This is a genomic window from Thermogymnomonas acidicola (genome assembly GCF_014646795.1).
Classification (GTDB): domain Archaea; phylum Thermoplasmatota; class Thermoplasmata; order Thermoplasmatales; family Thermoplasmataceae; genus Thermogymnomonas; species Thermogymnomonas acidicola.
Genome location: NZ_BMNY01000001.1, coordinates 1,106,486 through 1,127,153 on the forward strand (window position 1 = coordinate 1,106,486; position 20,668 = coordinate 1,127,153).

Sequence of the window (20,668 nt, forward strand, 5' to 3'; positions counted from 1 at the left end):
CCTGTTCCGATTGCAGGCATCTTAAATTACTTTTGTCTGCACTCAATGCACTCACTGGCCCGAAAGCACAAACCCGGCAATATCCTCCGGAAAGGTGAATGGGTACTCCATATCGATGAGCCTTGCCTCTGAGGTGAGGCCCAGACGCTCGGACAGCGCTTGGGCTCTCTTCAGCAGGCCCCTGCACGCACTGTCCTGACCCATCTGGACCTTCACTCCCGCAGCGGCCACCAGGATTATGGCCTGCAGGGCATCCCGCCTCTTTCCCCTTTCTTCACGCCACAGGCCCTCGAGAACGTTGTGCGCCTCCCAGTAGCGTTCCATTGAGAACAGGAACCTGGCGGAGGAGATGGCCTCCCGGATATCCGGGCCCTCCGTGTCAGCAACCCTGCCCTCCGAGAAGACGTAGCAGGAGGAGCAGCAAGCTGGGATGCTAGAAAGAGGGGTGGGTATGGAGATATCGAGCTCAACGCATTCCCTGTGCCTCCTGACTATCGGCTTCCTGAGCATGCCAGGCACATCCGCTGGCACGGAAGAGCAGAACAAGATCGACCTGAACGCCACTCGCATGCGATCGTATGGAACCTTATATACTGTGCCACTGTAGCGGCGCACCGGTGCGTGATATGTTTAAATATCGACTTTCGATATCGGAAATATGGACCTTATCTCGGCAAAGCTCAGGCTGGGCAGTGTGGCCCTCGGGCTGGCCATATTCCTGCTGGCAGCCGCCATAGTGTACGGGATAGAGCAGTACATGGGCTACGGGATAGGTTTCCTCGCCCTCCTCATCTTCCTGCTTCCTGTCTTCATATTCATAGACATACTGCAGTGGCTCTTCGGGCCGTACATCATAGGTATGGCCTACCGCACACACAAACTGTCGCCGAGCGACCCGGAATACCAGATGCTCGATTCCGTGGTTACCAGGGTGGCCATATACAACAACATGAGGAAGCCTGACATATACATCGCGGAGGTGGACATGCCCAACGCCTTCGCCTACGGCTCTCCCATAGCGGGTAAGAGGGTTGCAGTGACCAGGGGCCTCCTCAGGATACTGAACGAGAAGGAGATAGAGGCTGTCCTCGGGCACGAGATCGGGCACCTGAGGCACCACGATGTGGAGATGCTCCTGGCCATCGGCCTGATACCCACGCTCCTCTTCTACTTCGGTTACCTCCTCCTCTTCTCCGGGAGCAGGGAGAGGAACGCGGGCATAGTGCTGCTCTTCGCTATCATAGCCATAGTCCTCTCGTTCCTGTTCAGGTTCTTCATACTTGCTTTCAACAGGATGCGTGAGAGCTATGCTGACGCCAACTCTGCGCTCACAGTGCCGGGCGGCGCTGACAACCTGGAGACTGGCCTGGCCAAGATCGTTGCCGCATCCGGTACACACAGGCTCTTCAGGAGGAGGAACAGGAACACGAGCAGCAGCGTTGCGGAGATGCTCTTCATAAGCAACCCGGACCAGGGCGAAATCAAGGACTACAGGCAGCTCCTGGAGGAGTGGAAGACAATGAAGGTCTCGAGGTTCGCAGCGTTCTTCTCCGACCACCCGCACCCTGCGAAGAGGATACAGATGCTCGAACGCATCAAGCAGTCACAGGCCCAGTAAAGGACTCCTAAGTTTATTATAACCCCAGATTATTCCTATCCCGGATAGGTGGCAGAGTGGCTATGCGTGGGACTGCAGATCCCATCTACTAGGGTTCGAATCCCTACCTATCCTTTACTAAAGATGGTGCAATAATTGTTATACTTCTGTGGTTATGCACGTATCAACCCCGTTACAACACATAGAAAATTATTGAAAAACAAGGGGGTTCAAAGGTGGTATGAGAATCTTAAGGTGAGATCCCAGGTGACTTCAGCATCTATCTTGGAAATTTTGGCCTATGGCTTGAGTACCCCCAACAGGGATCCAAAAACAATAATCACTTTAACAACGGGTAACTTTGAAGAGTTTAAGGGTGCAGTCCAGGATAAGATAAGGGAACTGGAGATAAGAAGGGACTATGGAGGCATCCATATCCACAAGTCTAAATGCAGTGAAAATGGCACACCTCTAGACTCAAAGCATGTTTTCTCCTTTCCGTGTCGGAAAGGTGTACCCAAAAAAGGGTGAATATTGGAGGAAAACTCAACTATGTTTTCATGGGGCGTAGGACGCAAACTCCAGTAGAGATCTAGATGAAAGAGGAGGAACTTAGAAAAATACGGGAACGGACAGATCAAAAAAATGGAAGAACTTCTATGAAAACATACGGGACGGATCCCAGGATTCCGTCCCCCTAATGGGAAATGGAACAGCCTCTTGATCTTTCGCGGAGCCTTATTTTCCATATTTCCAAACACTTTCATTATAGGGTTCCAGATCTCGCACTTACCGATAATAAATGCGCATGGGGAGATCATTTTTCCCACGCGACATGAGAAGTGCGAGAAATGGAACCCATTGGGATCATATCCCAGGGAAGGAATTTACAGGGTTTGCTTGCGATATGATAGCGGTAGTATCATCGTCGGGTCGAAGGAATATTCATTCACTACTTCTCTGACTACACCGTGGTCACTGAGATCGCCCTGTTCATATCGTTCGTTGTGCTCGCAGCCTTTACGATCTGGAGCGAACTCCGCGGGGCTGCCCTGACGGCGGTCATGAAGGACGCGCTCATTCTGTCCTCTGTCGTGGTCGTTGTGATCGCGGTGCCGCTGTCCATACATGGCCGCTTCGCGACAGCCTTCTCCAGCGCAAACAGTTACCACGCGAGCAGTGGCCTCATGAAACTCGGTGTCGAGACCCTACCGCCCAAACTGATAAACGCCTGCATAAGCCCCTTTGTACTAAGCGCACTAACACTCTACTTCTACCCACACGCAATAAACGGAGTCCTCTGTTCAAAGGATGTCAAGACTGTCCGTCTCAGCTCGGCAATTCTACCTATGTACGGTGTGTGCCTGTTCCTGCTCACCCTGTTCGGGGTCCTGATATTTGCGGTCCCGTCCGCACTGCACCTCTTCCTGTCGACTAAAAACGGTGCTCTGGTGGTTCCTGCCCTAATGTGGTACACAATGCCCTCGTGGTTTGTGGGGTTCACCCTGCTGGGCATATTCATAGGGGGCTCGTACCGACCGCTGTCATGGCAATATCCCAGTCAAACCTCCTTGTGAGGAACATAATAAAGGAGTTCAAGGAAGACCTGAAGCCAGAGACGGAGACCAGGATTGTGAAATGGACCTCCGTGGGGTTCAAGCTCCTGGCACTGGGCTTTGTGTTCGCCCTGGAGAGCAGTGACACCTATGCGATTGCACTCCGGCTACTCGGTGACATATTTATAGCACAGACACTTCACGCAACGCTCCTCGGCATGTACCAGAAGAGCCTGGACAAGAACGGGCCTCTGGCATGGTGGTTTGTTGGCATGGCCTCAGGCATATACCTAATACTCGTAGCCAACAAGTTCGGCGCACTCTCCACGTCACTTGGCAACACCCTGTCGGACTGCTCTATGTGGCCGCCTTATCACTGCTTATCAAACTGTTTGTCGTGTATGTATGGACATACATAGCACGCGCTGTGAAGAAGCCAGCAGAGACTATGCCATCCGAGGCGTGATAATACAATCACAACCATTTTTCATTTTTGTTCCGGATCCCCTGGACCTGGTCTCACTCCCAATGCTACCAGAGGCAAGGGAAGACTGCACGGGATCGTGAAGGCATTCCTGTATCCGGACAGCGGGTCAGCCAGCGTGTGCTGGACATAGTACCGGTCGGAATTCAGGGAGCGATACGATCCGGTGGGGCCTGTTGCAGCAACTGGCCTTTTACCTGTACAGAACGCGGATGAACCATTCCCCCATGGAACCCCCCATGACCTGCTTTGTACACGCTTCCACATAGATAGAGAAAGACCGGGATTCGTGGCTGGCCTGTCCCACGGGGCCTGCCGATTTTAGGCGCCGGGCTAGCGTAACCTGATCCTTCGGGCCGGGGAACAGGAGGTACTATGGGTACATGTTATCTCTCGGCCATTTCTGAACATCCATCATGGTAGCTGCAATGACATGACAGATGTTGGGTGTGCAGCAGCGGTTGCCCATGCAAACGTGATGTCCTGACAGATCGGTCTGGCTGCGCAGCACACCCAGATCAGGGGATGAAACCTTAACTCAACATTTCCCATGGCGGTCCATAAGTGATCATCCGGCATGCCCCCACAGGCAATCGCTCCCCCGGTGGAATCTGTAAAAAGCTGGCCTGCCCGGATGCCACCCGGGCTGAATGGTTATTATGCGTGAATGCATAAAATCAAGCCGATGAGGGCCACCACGTTTGCCGTGGTAGTGGCGACCCTTGCTTGCTTAGCGTCTTTCCTGGCATACTAAGACACATCCTACCGCCCTATGGGCATAGGGGTTTAACGCATACCCGGCCTGACAGGATAAGGGGCTGAGAACATCACACTTAGTTTAACGGGAACACAGCGTCGTAGACCATCTCCAGGGCCACCAACCCCACGTCGGTAAACCTTGGCCTCTACACAGAGAGCCACAGAAACCTGTCAACCCTGACGATCCTCTCTACGTACACAAAACAGGGCAAAGCACGGGATAGCCTTACACTTCTTTACCCTTCCAGATCAACGGTGCCTCCATGTCCAATATCGGAAACAACTCAACAGCAAAGGAGATACCGATAACGGTGGGCTGGTTGGGCCAGTAACAGAGGATCTGCATCTACGAATTCCAGCACACACTCACCGTTGTGAAGTCCGCGAAGTTCCTCACCATGATACTGAGGCCCAACATAGTCTACCTCAGGGAGTGGGAAAACGGTGAAGTCAGCATCACTCTCAGCCTTAACTTAACGAAGCTTGCCTATGTTGGCCTGGTCCCAGTAGACGAGAGGAACCAGCAGATTTCGTACAGCGTGAGCATGGAATTCCTCAGTTGAACTGGCTGGAGAGCTGTGTACGGCGATGCGCCTGGCTGTACCTGCCAGCGTGGCATATGTGCACCTAGTGCATCACTGGCCCACATGTTTCCAGAATGGTCAGGCCAACCCCGAGCATTACAGGGAACGTACGCACATCCTTCGGCGGAATGACAGCGTGCACTGAGGGTACACACCGCGTGCTTGGGCCACAGTCCAGCTGCAGGTCTCAGCCCAGTCTGGCAGACCGCTGGATGCACCTCCCCAGAACCGGTGGGTGTATTTCAGCAGTGCCTGTGCCATAGGACCATCTCAGTTCCAGGCACAATGAGGGGGTTGGGGAAGCCCGCCACTCGGGCGGTTAACAGTGGGGCCGCACTATTCCATGAAGGAAACAGGCAGCACGCCATCCACGTGTGGTGTGTGTCAGCAGGTAGTTAGCTTTTGCCGGTAACGGACCGCGTAGCAACTGAGTTGAGCCGGGCAGGGCACCCTGGCACCCGCGCCACGCATCCAAGACTGCAGTCCTGTTCCTAGCATTGGTGTATTTGGCCAAACGTACCATCGCATCGTCACGAGTCTGCACTGTGTTGGCATCCTCTTACAAGGCCAGTCTTTTTGAGCCGTGCACCCATACACGTGCACACACGGAATTTCCCGTTTGGGGAGAAAATGCTGAATCTGTCTTGTGGTTGCTTCTCCTCCGACCGTATTCCCCATCAGTGGCACCCGGCAGTACCTTTTATACCTCATTGTTTCATCGCATCCTTAATGGCAGAGGCCCATGACTATGGTGCAGAGGTAGCCGAACTCCTCAACGATTACGAGATACTCCGTGTCCTGAGGCACTTTCAGGTCGCACGCGTTGACTATGCGAAGAATGTAACACGGTACACAGAGATCCCGCAGGAGAGGGTCAGGCGACACATCGAGAGGCTCAGGGAGATGGGCCTGCTCGACATATACAGGAACACGTCGATAAAGAGGACGGAGGCCAAGCTCAAGAAGAGTGCAGAGGTGCACAAGCACCACACCTACTTCATGATAAACAGGAAGGGGGAGCTCGCCCTGAAATCCATAACCCCGAAGGCATACGCCATGCACCTCAGCCCGGAGGAACTGGCCTTGCTGTGCAGGAGGGAGGACCGGGTGGTCAGTGCAGGGGCAACGGGCCACCTCGTCTCCATGGGTCTCGTGGACAGGGAACTGGGCCTGACAGACCTCGGTACGCAGGTGCTGGACGCTGCCAGGCGCATGCACCTTGTCCGGTGTGAGGGACAGCGCACCCAGTTATAACATGGCCAGACGGCCTGATGGCGCCCTTCTTCTGTGACGGGGTCAGCCGCTGGCCAGCCCTCCGAAATGTAAAGGAATACTTTACACCATTTTATAAAAAACATGGTATAGCTAACTGCGTGGAGACATCCAGGACCGAGGAGAACCACTTCGCAGTCGGGAACGGTGGCCCGTGGGCCAGTGGCACCTGTAGGGCCACAGGGCATGATGCATTGGACGCCCACTTCACGGAAATCTTCAGGAGCGGGAGCACAACATACTTCAATTCAAGCCTATTCTTCCCCGGGCCCATCAGGAGGGACGTGTCAACCCTGTACGCCTTCGTGCGCACAGCGGACAACTTTGTTGACACCGTGCCCCAGAGGAGGGAGGCATTCTACCAGTTCCGCAGCGAGTTTGAGAGGTGCCTGAGGACGGGGAGCAGCAGCAACGGAATAGTGGAAGGTTTCGTATCCCTGATGGAGAGGAAGGGCATAGGGGACGAGTACGTGCGGGCCTTCTTCCGGTCAATGGAAATGGACATGACCAGGACTAGTTACCGCACGATAGACGACCTCCTTGAGTACATCTACGGCTCTGCGGAGGTCGTCGGCATCATGATGCACAGGGTCCTCGGCCTCCCTGTGGAGGCTGAGCCGTTTGCCGCGATGCTTGGCCGGGCCATGCAGTACCTGAACTTCATCAGGGACGTGGATGAGGACAACTCACTGGGCAGGACCTACCTGCCGGTGGAGGAGATGCAGTCGTTCGGCCTGTCGGACCTCCTTGAGGAGACAGCCTGCCACAAGAGGGAGTCCTTCTCCAGGTTCATGAGGTTCCAGCTTGACAGGTTCTTCCGGTGGGACAGGATGGCGAGGATTGGATTCCGCTACATCCCCTTCAGGTCCCTCATCGCGGTGAAGACCGCGGAGGATATGTACGTGTGGACTGGAAGGAAGATCTACGCGCAGCCCATGGTCGTGTTCGAGAGGAAGGTGAAGCCACGCAGGAGGCGCATCTTCCTGAAGGTTGTGATGAACGCTGTGGGAACAGCAGTATGGAGATACTGAGTGGCCACATGGCCTATGCGGAGATACTCCTGGCAATATTCGTCCCTGTAGCCGCCATATCCTTCCTCACGCCATTTTCCAGGGTGAGGCGGTACAGGCCCCTAATCGTGTCGATCGCCGCTGTCGCACCCGTTTACATCCTCTGGGACGAGCTGGCTGTGGTCTTCGGAACATGGAAGTTCGACCCGGCACACGTCCTCGGTATATACTTCTTCTACATCCCGGTGGAGGAGGTTGCCTTCTTCCTGGTGGTGCCCTTCAGCACACTCCTGATATTCGAGGCCCTCGATAATTACGTGAAGGGCACACTGCCATGCAGGGGAACGGTGGCAGCAGCATCCATATCCATCGTCCTCTTAGTTATCCTCGGAGTCTTGAACACCTCCAGGAGCTACACGTCTGTTGCTTCCTTCTTCTCAGCAGGCTCCCTTGCCCTGGGCTTGATAGTTGACAGACGGCTGCTTGTTAAGAAGTCCCTCTGGGCCTTCCTTGTGGTCTCCTACATACCCTTCGTGTTCTTCGACCACCTGATGGTCACTGCCCCCATATTCACTTACGGTAGGGGGGCGATAACCGGCATAAGGGTGGCAGGCATCCCGGTGGAGGAGTTCGAGTATGTCTTCTCGCTGCTCCTCAACTACGCAGTTGCCTACGACGTCTCCGCAAGGTTCCTGTCCTCAAGGCGGGCTTCTGAGGGCCAGTAGCTGGACCCGCTAATGAGTGATCCAAGCACCTGTGCCGATATGAGCGTCATGGGCACTCCGATGCCAGGATGCGTGTACTGGCCAGCGTAGAACATGTTCCTGAGCTTCCTGCTCCTCATGGCTGGCCTCAGCCCCGCTGTCTGACCCAGGGTCTGTGAGAGGCCGAATGCGGAGCCAAGGAACGCATTGTAGTCTTTCTCGAAGTCCCTCCTGCAGTACGTTTTCATATACACGATCCTTTGCCTTATCCCTTCCCCGGTGATCTCCTCCAGCCTCTCCAGTGCCCTCTGGACGGTGCGCTCCCTGTTCGTATCCGACTCCTGAAAGTTCACCGAAACAGGTATGAGGAGGAATAGGTTCTCACAGCCCTGGGGGGCCACAGAAGGGTCAGACTTCGAACGGGCGCTGGCGTAGAAGGCGAAGTCCTCCGGGATCCCAGAGGACCTCTTCCTGATCGACTGGAAGTGCTCTTCCCAGTCGCCCTTTATCACGATTGTGTGGTGGTTCAGTCCCAGTTTTCCTGAGAGGCCTATGTAGGCAATGAGCGCAGAGGGCGAAACATCCCTTGAGGCCCAGTAGGCATCACTGTAGCTCCTGAGGCCGGGTTCAAGGAGGTCCTGTTCCACGTGGTGGTAATCCGCGTTGAAGACGAACAGATCTCCCCAGTATGTCTCGTGATCCCCTTCAACCGCTGTGACACGGCTGCCGGAGGCTCTTATGCCCACTATCTCCTCGCCGGTCACGAACTTCACGCCGAGCCTTTGCCCGGCCTTCGCCAGTGCGCCTACCACGGACGCGAAGCCGCCCTCGGGGTAGAAAACGCCATCGCCGAATATGGATGCGTTCACCATCGAGTAAACAGCGGGTATGCTGGACGGGTCCCCGCCCAGGAACACCGATGAGAAGCCTGTCAGGTAGAGCATCTCCCTGCTGCTGAAGTATGAGGAGTTCATCTCCTGCATGCTGGAGAAGAGCCTCATGCCCAGGGCTGCCCTTAGGACTGAGGGAGACAGCATGCTCCTCATCCCGCTGTAAGGCCTGTAAAGTAGGGAGGACATAGTCTTCCTGTAGATCTCCGAGCATTCCCTAAGGTAACGCATGAACTTGGAGTAACCACCCTCCTCAAGCGAGTCAAGGGTTGCCCTGTTCGCCCCGGCATCCGGTTTGACCTTTATCCTGGCGCTGTCAGTCACGACCTCAAACGACGGATCCAGCTTCCTCAGTCCGTAGAAGTCCTCCCTCCTGAAACCTATGGCCTGGAAGAACCTGTCAAATACCTCGGGCATGAGGTACCAGGATGGCCCCATGTCGAAGGTGAAGCCCTTTTCGGAGAACGCCCTGGCCCTGCCGCCCAGGGCAAAGTTCTTCTCCACGACCGTAACCTGGAAGCCCATCCTTGCAAGCACTGCCGCCGATGCCAGGCCACCGAAGCCGCCACCGACAACGACGGCCCTCATTTCTGCCCATCACCCTTCTTCCACGGTACCTCGTCAATGCCAGGTATGTAGAACAGAAAGCCCCAGTTCCTACCCCTGTTCCTGCCGTCGTTGACGTGGTGGAGCTCGTGCACCGCTATGAGGTTCTGCACGTACCTGGAGTGCCTCCTGTTCCGCAGGTGGAGGTAATAGTTGTGTATTATCATGTCATGGACTATCAGGTACGCCAGGCCGTACATGGCCATGCCGAAACCCACCGATGCGAAGGCCGCATTCCCGGTCCTCAGGGTCAGGACGAAGAGCGACACTGCAATGGCTGCGAAGAACAGCGCGAAGAAATTGTTCCTCTGGAACCTGTGCCCCATTTCTATATGGTGGTCCATGTGTAGGGGCCAGAGGATGCCATGCATGACGTACTTGTGCATGAGCCTGGCTATGGCCTCCATGCCGAGGAAACCGGCCAGGGAGGCAGGCACATCCACAAAGTAGTTGATTATCATTCAGGCTTCACTTTCTGAACCATGTGGTCTCTCGTTATAAGGCTTGATTAAAAGGTTTTTGAGAAAGTGTCACTGCATCCCGGCCCGGAGAGGGCAAACACAGCTGGCCAAGACTCCCCGGCAATGGCAACAGTTCCGCGAAACCGCAGTACTGTAACCTCGGAGACCACAGGCCCACGGCATCCCAGTGCATGGGCCACGCTGCCCTCACAACGGAATGAAAGGCCTAACCCTTTCACGGTTCAAGGCCAGAGGCGTGCCTCCCCTCAGAGGCGGATGCCATCATAACCTTTGGTGAGACCGGTGCTGGAGTGGAGATCGGGAACAGTCCCTGGCCACGCATTTATGAGTCCGATTAATTTATTGAATAAAATATAACTCATTAAACATATCATTGAAGACTTTTTCATGATATCCGTGTTTCTCTGGCCTATACGAAATTTTTATAAGCCAGACGTTATGACTGCTAGACTATGACTGACACTAACCATCGGACAGGTTCGGGACTGAAGAGGGACGCGCTCTCGATCAGGGAGGTAATATTCCAGGGAGTTGCGGCCTCGGCCCCTGCGGGTGCTGCGGTGGCCACGATGACAGGAGCGGCAGCCTTCGCACTGGGGTCTCTGCCCCTGACAGCCGTGCTCGCCCTGGTCATTGTGGGCCTGAACGCCTACATAATCAACAGGCTCTCCACCCACGTGGCAGGCGCTGGCGGTTATTACGAATACGTCAAGCTGGGCTTCGGGAAGCACGTGAGCGCATACACCGGGTGGTCGTACCAGTTCTACCAGGTCACGTCGCTGGCATTCATCGGACTGAGCATATCCGTATTCGTGCCAGCGCTTTTGAGCAACGTGTTCAACATCAACCTTTCCGGGTACCTCTGGCTGCCGCTCCTTGCCGGTACGATTGCGTTCGGCTACATAGTCTCCGTGCTGGGCGTCAAGGGCTCGTTAAGGTATGCTTCAGTGATGGCCAGCATGGAGATCGCTGTGGTGATCTTCATAGGCCTCTGGCTCATAATATCCAGGCCTGGCATAAACACGGTGAGCGTGTTCAGCCCATCGCACGCTGCGGGCGGCCTCTCCGGCGTCCTACTCGGCGTCCTCTTCATGTACACTGCATTCTCCGGCTTCGGCACGTCAACCCCGCTCGGTGAGGAGACCAGGGACGCCAGGAGGACGATAGCGAGAGGCATTGTCCTGACGATCATAATACTTGGCGTCTTCTTCGTCTTCGCCGCCTACGCCTTCACGGTTGCCTGGGGCATCAACGACATGGCCTCGTATGCCAATGCCCTTGTCCCCGGGATATCCCTGGCCTACTCCAGGATAGGCATATGGGCCGCCATCCTCATCACGGTCTTCTACATCAACAGCATACTGACAGACCAGGTGACTTTTACGAACAGCTCCTCCCGTGTGCTCTATGCCATGACCAGGGACGGCTTCTTCCCCGAGCAGGTATCGAGGGTGCACAGCAGGTACCAGACTCCACACGTTGCGGCAGGCGTTATGGCCATAGCGAGCTTCCTGATTGCCGCCATATCGACTGTCCTCATGGGAGGCTTCAATGCGTTCCTGTTCACGGGCGTTGCCGGCACCCTCGGATCGATCCTTGTGCACATAATGGCAAACGCATCTCTACCGAAGATACTCAGGGACAGGGAGAAGAGGATCGGTTACGTGAACATGGCAGTGACCGCGGTGGCGATAGGCTTCCTGGCCTTCATATTCTATGGATCGTTCATATCCATAAGCATCCCTGTGCTCGTTGCTGCGTACTCGTTCGTTGCATGGATGGTTGCCGGCCTCATTTACATAGAGCTGAGGACCAGGCAATCTAGGACGCGTGCACCGTTGGAAACGGCAGCTGGCAAGAGGTAAATCTATGTCTCTAAATTCTCGTCCAGGAGAAAAATGTTCGTGAATGGCTGGATATGATGATACTATTAATTCACCCTTTCAACTTGGCCATTTAACTTAAAAGAATATTAGTCTGGTGTTGAGTCAAATTGGGGCCTTTTGACAGCTTAAATCTACCTCTCTAATTTAAGACCTCTTTTTTTAGTTTAAACTGATGATTGCATATTATTTTAGGGAGTATCACTTTTCCAAAACAGCTCAAGGTTCTCCTGAGATCACTAATGGAGTCAGGCGCGATTATAATGCTGTGGATTTCTATGAAAGCGAGTTTTTTACAACCTCATTCTAACATCAAGTATTAACTACATGGGTGTGCGTGGAACGATGGATCGCTGATCGCCATAATATAAGACACCTCTATCTCACTTGATAACAGAGAATCTTGCCCAGCTCAAAGTAAATTAAATAAGGAACACTTTTTGTCGGAGAATTTGAGGTATTTATGGGCAAGGTGATCCAGGGCCCATATTTAACATCGTCCAGGCATTTAAGACCTATTTCTTGACACTTTTTAGATTTAATGTCTGATGTTAACCGTTAGGCTTGCAAAGCATACCCGTTGCATCAGTAAAATCAAACTTCCTATCGATAAGATTCAATATCTTTTTCAGACCCCTGAGAAGACTTGAAAAACCCTATATGGTTAGAATTAACTCATGCACCTATTTGCTTTGGTTTGCGGAGAAACTTTTGAAGATCGGGCGTCCGATTTAATAATGTCCGGATATATTTCAACTCATACCCTATTTATCTAGCAGAAATTCGCCCTTCATTTTTATAGAGTTCCCAATGAGTGGCTAAAAAAATGCAAGAATTATTATAGACATAGAACATTTTGCAGCGTGGCGGCTTCTCAAGAAAACATAAGCAACAGGCTCAAGAAGGATCAGCTAGGTCTCTGGCACGGAATATTTCAGAGCTTCAGCCATGTGGCACCTGCAGCTGAGGTGGCGATCCTCATTACAGGTACCGCGCTGGTGGCTGAAGGATCTACTCCATTGGTGTTTCTTTTGGCCCCTCTGATAGTCTTGCTCTGGCTCAATACCAACTACCAGTTCAGTAAGAAGGTGGCAAGTGCTGGAGGTTATTCTGCATTCGCAAGGGCAGGACTGGGGAAGGTTACAGGTGATATGACTGGGTGGTTGTTCTTTTTTAACGAATTTCTCACTTATACAGGATTTGCACTTCTGTCATTCGCAGCTTTCGTGTATCTGCTCACTCCCTCAATCACCAGCGTAACTTATATCTGGATACCGATAACACTCATTCCATTGCTATTCAGCACAGTTTTCGTCTACAGAGGTGTTAGGTTGTCACTTAACTATGCAGCTTACACGGGCTTCATTGAGACTGCTGTGCTCACAATCTCGGCAGTGATCATAATTTTTAGGCTTGGTCACGCCAACACCCTGTCAGTATTCACTGCTAGTCCCGTGCACAATGATCTTTCACTGATTGGTCTTGGTCTGCTCTTTGGTCTCTACTCCTACGGTGGCACTGGCTCCGTTGTTGCATTGGGTGAGGAGACTAAACAGCCTAACACTACTATCAGAAAAGCAATCATATATGGATGGCTACTAGTTGTAATCCCCCTAGCACTAAATGCTTACGCCTTAACCGTTGGGTGGGGTCTTAACAACATATCTTCATTTGGAAATTCACCTGATCCGGGGGTAATTGAATACTTCAAATACCTTGGCCCATTCGGCGGATGGATATTCGTTGCTGTAGTTCTGAACAGCTTCTTCGACTTCGGTATAGCAATAAATAATTCTCTGACACGCATGCTCTACTACCTTTCAAGGGACAGCAACATCCTTCCAAAAGTCATAAGTAGGGTTCATCCGAAGTACGGCACTCCCTATGTGGCTATCTTAGCGGTGGCAGTTCTATCTTTTATCATATCTGTTGTGTCTGGCCTCATATTTGGTCCGTTTGTCGGTGCCCTAGTTATTGAAGGCGCAGCATCAATCGCATTCATGCTACAACATGCGCTTGCAACTCTGAGTCTGCCGTTCTTCTCCAGAAAGGAAAGAATGATGAACATAACAATGCATGTTATAATCCCAGCTCTAGCTCTGGGATTCATTGGCTTCGCAATATTCAGTACAATATATCCGGTGCCTGCATATCCCTTGAACCTACCGGCGTACATGGTAGTTGCTTGGATCATCATTGGACTGGCAGTTGTTTACAGCCTTTCCAAGAAGAACAAGAGCATCTCTTTGTGATGAGTTGGAATCGATTAAATCAATTTTTAAAAATTTATCTCCAGGGATTAGACAACAGGCTTATAGTTGAAGTAGGTTCAGTTGGGCCCTAGTCATGAGAGGCATCTTGAATTGTTCGCCGCGAAGAATTGTGTGGAAAAAGTTAAACCTCTGTCAAATAGAAAGGCTTCACCAGTGCAGAATGGACAGTACATAGGTATCAATTGTGTTAACAGGGTTACCGGTTGATTATCTACTTGGACCTTTAATATGGAAGAAATTTCATCTCCCATCTATGGGAGTTTTTGGGCAAACCTAGAAACGAGGTGCCGATAAATGAGGGTAGTGCAAATTTACAGAAGGAACCCAAATAAGATACATAATGGAATTTAGTATTTACACTATATACTCCATGTACGTAGATTCTTGAAGTATGGTTCGATTCTATGCTCCTGAGTTTGGAGAGCGACCGGAACTGAAAAAATGTAGCTCTTGATATGGTAACGAACTTAGCTCAACGCCCGAGCCGGGATTCGAACCCGAATCTGAGGCTCCGCAGGCCTCCAGGATATCCAAGTTACCCCACTCGGGCCCGGTAACCACATAACTGGTGTGTATATTTCATTTCCCATAGCAAGGCGTTTCACAAACGTTAATTGCACCTTCCTCAATGCACGTCCATGGAAGCCCCGGGATGGCCAGGCATGTACCCTCGGTGGACCTCCAGCGCCAAGGACGCTGTGGGCACATCGATGTCCGAACTGAGCAGGGTCTGGTTCACAATATCGCATGGAATAGTGAACGAGGTGTATTACCCAAGGGTGGACATAGCGAACACCAGGGACCTGCAGTTCCTGGTGGCCGGCCCTTCGTACTTCTCCGAGGAGAGGAAGGATACCGAGCACAGCATAGAGATGGTGGAGGACGGCATCCCGGTATTCTCCATAAGGAACACCGCGAAGGATTCGTCGTACGTCATAGAGAAGACCGTCATGGCGGACCCGGAGGTCGATGTGCTCCTCCAGCACGTCAGGTTCGAGCCCAGGGACAAGGGCCTCACGCCGTACGTGCTCCTGGCACCGCACATCATGAACGGCGGCTACGGCAACACAGCATGGGTCTCGGAGTACAAGGGCATACCGGCGCTCTTCGCCCAGAAGGGCCCAATATCCATGGCGCTGCTCTCGTCCACGGGCTTCACCGACATGTCCGTGGGCTTCGTCGGCATCTCTGACCCCTGGCAGGACATAAGCAGGAACCACTCGATCACATGGAAGTACACGGAGGCGCACAACGGCAACGTGGCCATGGGCGCTTCACTTGGCAGCTCGAGGGAGTTCGTGCTTGCCCTGGGCTTCGGCGAGACCCCGTCGGAGGCGGCGTTGAAGGCAAGGAACTCACTGCAGAGGGGTTTCCAGAGATCCATGGAGCAGTGCATACGGGACTGGAGGAGGTACTATGAGGGCAAGGACATCCCGCATGTGAGGCTAGGTAGGATAAGCGCATCGGTGCTGAGGGTGCATGAAGCGAAGTCGCAGTTCAGGGGCGCCATAATAGCGTCCCTCTCGATCCCTTGGGGCAACTCCAAGTCCGACGATGACATGGGTGGATACCACCTGGTGTGGCCCAGGGACATGGTGGAGGCAGCCATGGCCCTGCACTACATCGGCGACGACGAGGGCGCTGTCAAGGCCCTGGAGTTTTTGAGGTCCACACAGGAACCTGACGGCCACTGGTACCAGAACCTCTGGCTCGACGGCTCGGGCTACTGGTCAGGGGTGCAGATGGACGAGACCGCCTTCCCCATCCTCCTGGCTGACCTGCTCAGGCGCTCGCGGAAGATACGGCCTGCGGACTACTGGGACATGGTGAGGAGGGCCTGCTCCTTCATAGTCACCTACGGCCCGGTGACGCAGCAGGACAGGTGGGAGGAGAATGGCGGCTATTCTCCATTCACCCTCGCCGTGGAGGTCGCTGCCCTCATAGCGGGATCGGAGTTCGCGGAGGAGCTCGGAAAGACTGAGGAGGCACAGTACATGAGGGACGTGGCCGACTTCTTCAACTCGAACATAGAGCGCTGGACATACGTGTCCGGCACCGATCTGGCGAGAGAGGTGGGCGTCAGCGGTTACTATGTCCGGATAAGCCCGCCAGATACGGGCCAGGTCTTCGCTCCCTCCGCCATCAAGGGCTACGTCCCGGTGAAGAACAGGCCCCCCGGCTCTTCCGAGATACCTGCGGAGGAGATAGTGAGCACAGATGCCCTCGCGCTGGTCCGCTTCGGCCTCAGGTCTCCCGCGGACCAGAGGGTTGTGGATACTGTGAAGGTCATAGACCGCCTGCTCCGCACGGAAACGAGAACGGGCCCTGTATGGCACAGGTACAACCATGACGGGTATGGGGAGCACGATGACGGCTCGCCCTTCGACGGCACGGGCACCGGCAGGGGCTGGCCGCTCCTCGCAGGCGAGAGAGGGCACTACGAGCTCGCTTCAGGCAACGCGAGAGAGGCAATGGCACTCCTCCAGACAATGGAGGCGCAGGCCAGTCCCGGGGGCATGATACCGGAGCAGGTCTGGGACTCGGACGACATACCGCAGCGTGGCCTCTACAACGGCAAGCCGTCTGGCTCCGCCATGCCACTGGCCTGGGCACACGCGGAATACCTGAAGCTGGCCCTCTCCATAGAGAGGGGCAGGGTCATGGACATGCCCCTCTCAACGTACAGGCGCTACGTGAGGGACAGGGTGCAGGCCAGGCTGCACATCTGGACATTCTACAACCGCTCCACCTGGATGCCCAGGGGTAAGGTGCTGAGGGTGCAGTGCCAGTACCCGTTCGTGCTGCACTCCGGCCACGACGGCTGGAAGGATGCTGGGGACATCGAAAGCAGGCAGAACCCCCTGGGCGTGCACTACGTCGACATCGAGCCAGGCGACTGGAAGAGCGTGGAGTTCACATTCTTCTGGCCAGCCGCAGGGAAGTGGGAGGGGCAGGACTTCGCCCTGGAGGTGAGGGACGGTGGGCTTTGACTGCAGCGACATCCCGAGGATCGTGGTCTACCTTCGCTCTGGTGGAAAGGTTGAACTCTCCCATGAGGAGTCCGTGGAGCTCTGCAGGGAGATGCAGGAGACCGGCGATACCCTCGAATCGATCTACGAGAGGAGGACAGGCATGAAGGTGAAGGCGCTACGCCTCATGGACTGAGTGGATATGAATACCTAGGTGGATTTCAAAACAGCTATTCAAAAGTATAACTTATGGAATATTTTATATACAGCCGACAGCCTGATCATGCAGGTGGTCTGACTGACAGACAGCATGGAAAACCCGTTCTCAAAGGCGCTGAGCGCTGATCCCGCCCCGCTGGGCCTGGCGGCCTTTGCGTTCACCACCTTCCTCCTTAGCTTTGTGAACGCGGGCCTAATACCGGCCAGCGGCGCGAACGTCGTTGTGCCACTGGCCGCTGCCTACGGCGGCCTGGGACAGCTGATCGCTGGATCCTGGGAGATGAGGAGGGGGAACACCTTCGGCTTCACAGCCTTCACCAGCTACGGCGCGTTCTGGGAGTTCTACGCACTCCTCCAGATCCTGGCTGACCTGAAGGTCCTGACAGTCCTCCCCTCGGTTGCGGTTGGCTGGTCGCTGATACTCTGGGGCATACTCACCCTGTACCTCTGGGGAGGCGCCATGTTGCTGAACCTGGCCCTGAACCTGGTCTTCCTGACCCTCTGGCTTGCCTTCGTGACACTGGGCGCAGGCGCAGTATACTCCAGCACTGCCCTTACCCATGTGGGCGGCTACTTCGGCATCCTCGCAGCGACATTCGCCGCATACACGAGCTTCGCCATAGTCATGAACTCCATCAGGCCTGGCATGCTGCCGCTGGGGCCGGGCATAATGAGGAGGAAGTCCTGAAACCCTCACCTCCTCCCCATCAGCCCGGAGAAGAGGTTGAACTGCCCGGCGTTGCTGACCCACTCTCCCCCGTCGGCCGTTATGCAGGCCCCGTTGATGTAGGATGCCATGTCCGAGGCGAGGAAGAGGCACACCTGCGCTATCTCCTCCGGCCTCCCGACCCTGCGGAGCGGGTTCCTCTCCTCTATCTTCCTCTCTATCTCGGGTGTTATGCCGAGGTGCTCCCACGCGCCCTGGGTCCTGAATGGCCCCGGAGCCACGGCATTGACCCTTATCTTGTGCGGGCCCCATTCGGCTGCGAGCGAGCGCGTCATGGCAAGGACGCCAGCCTTGGCAGCAGCGGAAGGAACAACGAACGCGGAACCGGTCCATGCATAGGTCGTGACGATGTTGATTATGTTCCCGCCACCGGCAGATATCATCCTCCTGCCCGTGTACAGTGACATGTTGAAGGTACCGTTCAGCACTATGTCCACTATGGTCCTGAAGCCCTTGGGCGTTATGTCCACAGTCCTGGCAACGAAGTTCCCGGCAGCGTTGTTGACCAGCACGTCGATCCTCCCCATGCCGGACCAGAAGTGGTCCACCGCCCGCTCCACAGCCTCCGAGTCCCTGACATCGCAGACCATCCACTCCGCCTCTATGCCCATTTCCGTCAGGACCCTGTGCCCCTCCCTGAGGTGCTCCTCCTTCCTGCTCACAATGCATATCCTCGCACCCAGCGAGCCAGCCATCTTCCCTATGGTCAGGCCGAGGCCTGTGCCGCCGCCCGTTATCAGGAAGACCTTGTCCCTGAACATGCCCTCCCTGAACATGCCATGCCCAGCGCTAGATGCATTAAAAACTGTTGGACGGGTCGCCCAGTATCAGCAGGTCAGACCTGGCCAGGAGCAGGAATATGCCCCCGAAGAGGCCGCCGAATAGCACAGCGGCGATGCAGAGGAGCACTGAATCGAGGGCGTGTGCCTCCATGTAGCGTGAGGCGATAACCCGGGACCTTATGGCCACGCTGAAAGCAAGGCATATGGAAGTAACGGTGAGGCCGAGCACGATTGCTCCGTACTCTATCTCCCTGACCTCCTCCAGTATGGCAGGGGGAAGCGCCTGGTAACCCTTTACGCTCAACTCGATGATCCCAGGGCCGAAGGCCAGGAAGAATATGTCAGCAAGGAGCGAGAGGATGAAGAACGCAATGGCGATATCGGTGTAGAGGACAGCACGCCTCCTGCGTTCCTCCACCTCAGGATAGTGTCCCTCCATCCCTCCGCGGAACTGGAGGGCGGATATAACCCTTTCACCCCGCCCGGGCGTCACCTGCCGTACAGGATCTCCTCTATCACGTCCCTGTCCTGCAGTATGTGGCCTATCACCACATACTCATCTGGCCTGTGCGCCGTGGTCGGGACCTCGGTGCCCCAGACTGCAGCGTCCATGCCCTCCTTCCTGAAGAAGGCTGCACAGGTGCCGCCGCCTATGCCTATGACCGCAGGCTCACCGCCCAGCCTCTTCCTGATCGCCTCCCTCAGGAGCTTGACGACCTCGCTGTTCTCCGGCGTCGGCGGCGGGGCCTGCTCCTTCTGTATGACCTCGTACGTGACCCTTGCCTTTGACCTGGCCTCGAACTCCTTCACCACGTCGTGCACCGTGTCCAGGACGAAGTCCAGGTCGTACACGGGCAGCACCCTGCAGTCGAAGTAGAAGACCTCTGTGCCCGGTATCGTGTTTATGTTGTCCACGTTCTTCTCATGCTTCGTCGGCTCGAACGTGGACACTGGTGGCTGGAAGAGCGTGTTCGATGCGCTGAACTTCTCGTGCAGCACCCTGTCAAGCTCCGTGATCAGCTTCGAAGCCTCCCTCAGCGCGTTCACGGCGTTGTCCGGCATGCTGGCGTGCCACTGCTTCCCCTTGACGGTGAACTTCAGCCAGAGTATGCTCTTCTCCGCCACCTCGATCTGCAGGCCGCTCTCGCTGCCCGCGTCCGGCACGATTATGATATCGCCCTTCCTGAACACCCCCTGCTTCAGGAGGTGCTGTATCCCGTATGTACTACCGAGTTCCTCGTCAGAGACGAACGCTATGCCCAGCGAGTACCTCATCTCCCCCACCCTGGCATGCTGCAGGAGCAGCAGGGAGAGGAAGACTGCGTGGCCGTTGTCGTTCGTGCCACGCCCGTAGATCCTGTCACCCTCCACCGTGGCCGCGAATGGGGGGTATGTCCAGAGGCCCAGGTCCCCCTCCGGCACGGTGTCTATGTGGGCCACCACCCAGAGCGTCCTGGGCCTGTCACCCACCCTGACAACGATGTTGGGCCTCACAGTCCCGGTGTCGTCCTCAACATCATACCTGGTGAAGTTGCTTATGCCCATCTCGGAAAGTATCCTGCAGATCTCGTCGGCCCTCTCCTTTTCCCCCCGCCCGCCACTCTTTGGAGATATCGCCCTGATCGGTATGATCCTCCTTGCCCAGTCAATGATGAGCTGCCTGTCCTGCTGGAGCTGGTCCGCGGATATCATGAGAGTACATCGCTCGTCACTTTAATACTTTGCCGGGGCACCGCACTGCTGGATACCTCTAATTTGCAGTGAGACACTGGGGAGTGGGTAGGTGATGCACCAGTATGCTAGGTAATGGGGGCACAGCGGTGCCCGGGGCCGGACGGGGCAGACGGGATGGCGTGCAGACCGGGGCCACA

At 55.0% G+C, this 20,668-nt stretch carries 19 protein-coding genes and 2 tRNA genes; 14 read left to right on the forward strand and 7 right to left on the reverse strand.

Going from position 1 to position 20,668, the window contains the following annotated elements:
• Positions 1-51: 51 nt before the first annotated feature.
• Positions 52-564, reverse strand: a complete 513-nt coding sequence (locus tag IEW66_RS05740) for a DUF309 domain-containing protein (protein ID WP_229657512.1) — start codon at positions 562-564, stop codon at positions 52-54.
• 94 nt (positions 565-658) lie between these two features.
• On the opposite strand from IEW66_RS05740, the gene htpX reads away from it, so the two are divergent.
• From htpX to IEW66_RS05785, 9 genes are all read left to right on the forward strand, one after another.
• Positions 659-1,618: a zinc metalloprotease HtpX gene (gene htpX / locus IEW66_RS05745; RefSeq protein ID WP_188681041.1), complete on the forward strand. Its 960-nt coding sequence runs from the start codon at positions 659-661 to the stop codon at positions 1,616-1,618.
• Positions 1,619-1,660: 42 nt separating this feature from the next.
• Positions 1,661-1,732, forward strand: a tRNA-Cys gene (locus IEW66_RS05750).
• Between the two features lie 132 nt (positions 1,733-1,864).
• Positions 1,865-2,128, forward strand: coding sequence for a hypothetical protein (locus IEW66_RS05755; protein ID WP_188681043.1), 264 nt, complete (start codon positions 1,865-1,867; stop codon positions 2,126-2,128).
• A 440-nt stretch (positions 2,129-2,568) separates the two neighbouring features.
• Complete coding sequence (locus tag IEW66_RS05760; RefSeq protein ID WP_188681045.1) at positions 2,569-3,174, forward strand: SLC5/6 family protein; 606 nt, start codon at positions 2,569-2,571, stop codon at positions 3,172-3,174.
• Complete coding sequence (locus IEW66_RS05765; RefSeq protein ID WP_075056822.1) at positions 3,144-3,572, forward strand: SLC5/6 family protein; 429 nt, start codon at positions 3,144-3,146, stop codon at positions 3,570-3,572. Before IEW66_RS05760 ends, IEW66_RS05765 begins: the two co-directional genes overlap by 31 nt.
• A 1,198-nt stretch (positions 3,573-4,770) precedes the next feature.
• Entirely contained in the window at positions 4,771-4,959 is a 189-nt protein-coding gene (locus IEW66_RS05770; protein WP_075056821.1) for a hypothetical protein, read from the forward strand.
• 750 nt (positions 4,960-5,709) lie between these two features.
• Complete coding sequence (locus tag IEW66_RS05775; protein WP_188681047.1) at positions 5,710-6,234, forward strand: DUF2250 domain-containing protein; 525 nt, start codon at positions 5,710-5,712, stop codon at positions 6,232-6,234.
• Positions 6,235-6,353: 119 nt separating this feature from the next.
• The gene (locus tag IEW66_RS05780; protein WP_229657513.1) at positions 6,354-7,283 is read left to right on the forward strand and encodes a phytoene/squalene synthase family protein; all 930 of its coding nucleotides are present in this window, start codon (positions 6,354-6,356) and stop codon (positions 7,281-7,283) included.
• Positions 7,271-7,987, forward strand: coding sequence for a lycopene cyclase domain-containing protein (locus tag IEW66_RS05785; RefSeq protein WP_188681051.1), 717 nt, complete (start codon positions 7,271-7,273; stop codon positions 7,985-7,987). The genes IEW66_RS05780 and IEW66_RS05785 overlap by 13 nt, the downstream gene beginning before the upstream one ends.
• On the opposite strand, the gene IEW66_RS05790 is transcribed toward IEW66_RS05785, so the two are convergent.
• Both IEW66_RS05790 and IEW66_RS05795 read right to left on the reverse strand, forming a co-directional pair.
• A complete protein-coding gene (locus IEW66_RS05790) occupies positions 7,933-9,444 on the reverse strand; it encodes a phytoene desaturase family protein (protein ID WP_188681053.1) in 1,512 nt (503 codons plus the stop codon). The two genes, IEW66_RS05785 and IEW66_RS05790, sit on opposite strands and share 55 nt — an antisense overlap.
• Positions 9,441-9,923 carry a sterol desaturase family protein gene (locus IEW66_RS05795; RefSeq protein ID WP_188681055.1) on the reverse strand — a complete coding sequence of 161 codons (483 nt, stop codon included), beginning with the start codon at positions 9,921-9,923 and terminating at the stop codon, positions 9,441-9,443. Before IEW66_RS05795 ends, IEW66_RS05790 begins: the two co-directional genes overlap by 4 nt.
• Positions 9,924-10,396: 473 nt before the next feature.
• Here IEW66_RS05795 and IEW66_RS05800 point away from each other — a divergent pair, with 473 nt between their 5' ends.
• Positions 10,397-11,809 (forward strand): APC family permease, encoded by a 1,413-nt coding sequence (locus tag IEW66_RS05800; protein WP_188681057.1) that lies wholly within the window; start codon positions 10,397-10,399, stop codon positions 11,807-11,809.
• An 881-nt stretch (positions 11,810-12,690) separates the two neighbouring features.
• Complete coding sequence (locus IEW66_RS05805; protein WP_188681059.1) at positions 12,691-14,079, forward strand: APC family permease; 1,389 nt, start codon at positions 12,691-12,693, stop codon at positions 14,077-14,079.
• Positions 14,080-14,576: 497 nt separating this feature from the next.
• Here IEW66_RS05805 and IEW66_RS05810 read toward each other — a convergent pair.
• Positions 14,577-14,650: transfer RNA gene (locus IEW66_RS05810), tRNA-Arg, on the reverse strand.
• Positions 14,651-14,738: 88 nt separating this feature from the next.
• Here IEW66_RS05810 and IEW66_RS05815 point away from each other — a divergent pair.
• From IEW66_RS05815 to IEW66_RS05825, 3 genes are all read left to right on the forward strand, one after another.
• Complete coding sequence (locus tag IEW66_RS05815) at positions 14,739-17,090, forward strand: glycoside hydrolase family 15 protein (RefSeq protein ID WP_188681061.1); 2,352 nt, start codon at positions 14,739-14,741, stop codon at positions 17,088-17,090.
• The gene (locus tag IEW66_RS05820; RefSeq protein ID WP_075056814.1) at positions 17,080-17,265 is read left to right on the forward strand and encodes a hypothetical protein; all 186 of its coding nucleotides are present in this window, start codon (positions 17,080-17,082) and stop codon (positions 17,263-17,265) included. Before IEW66_RS05815 ends, IEW66_RS05820 begins: the two co-directional genes overlap by 11 nt.
• A 114-nt stretch (positions 17,266-17,379) precedes the next feature.
• Entirely contained in the window at positions 17,380-17,976 is a 597-nt protein-coding gene (locus tag IEW66_RS05825) for an acetate uptake transporter (protein WP_188681064.1), read from the forward strand.
• Between the two features lie 5 nt (positions 17,977-17,981).
• Here IEW66_RS05825 and IEW66_RS05830 read toward each other — a convergent pair whose 3' ends face one another.
• From IEW66_RS05830 to IEW66_RS05840, 3 genes are read right to left on the reverse strand one after another with little or no spacing between them, the layout of a single operon-like run.
• Positions 17,982-18,791 carry an SDR family oxidoreductase gene (locus tag IEW66_RS05830; RefSeq protein WP_188681066.1) on the reverse strand — a complete coding sequence of 270 codons (810 nt, stop codon included), beginning with the start codon at positions 18,789-18,791 and terminating at the stop codon, positions 17,982-17,984.
• Between the two features lie 22 nt (positions 18,792-18,813).
• Entirely contained in the window at positions 18,814-19,236 is a 423-nt protein-coding gene (locus tag IEW66_RS05835) for a hypothetical protein (RefSeq protein WP_188681068.1), read from the reverse strand.
• Positions 19,237-19,286: 50 nt separating this feature from the next.
• The gene (locus IEW66_RS05840) at positions 19,287-20,489 is read right to left on the reverse strand and encodes a M20 family metallo-hydrolase (RefSeq protein ID WP_188681070.1); all 1,203 of its coding nucleotides are present in this window, start codon (positions 20,487-20,489) and stop codon (positions 19,287-19,289) included.
• Between the last annotated feature and the right edge of the window lie 179 nt (positions 20,490-20,668).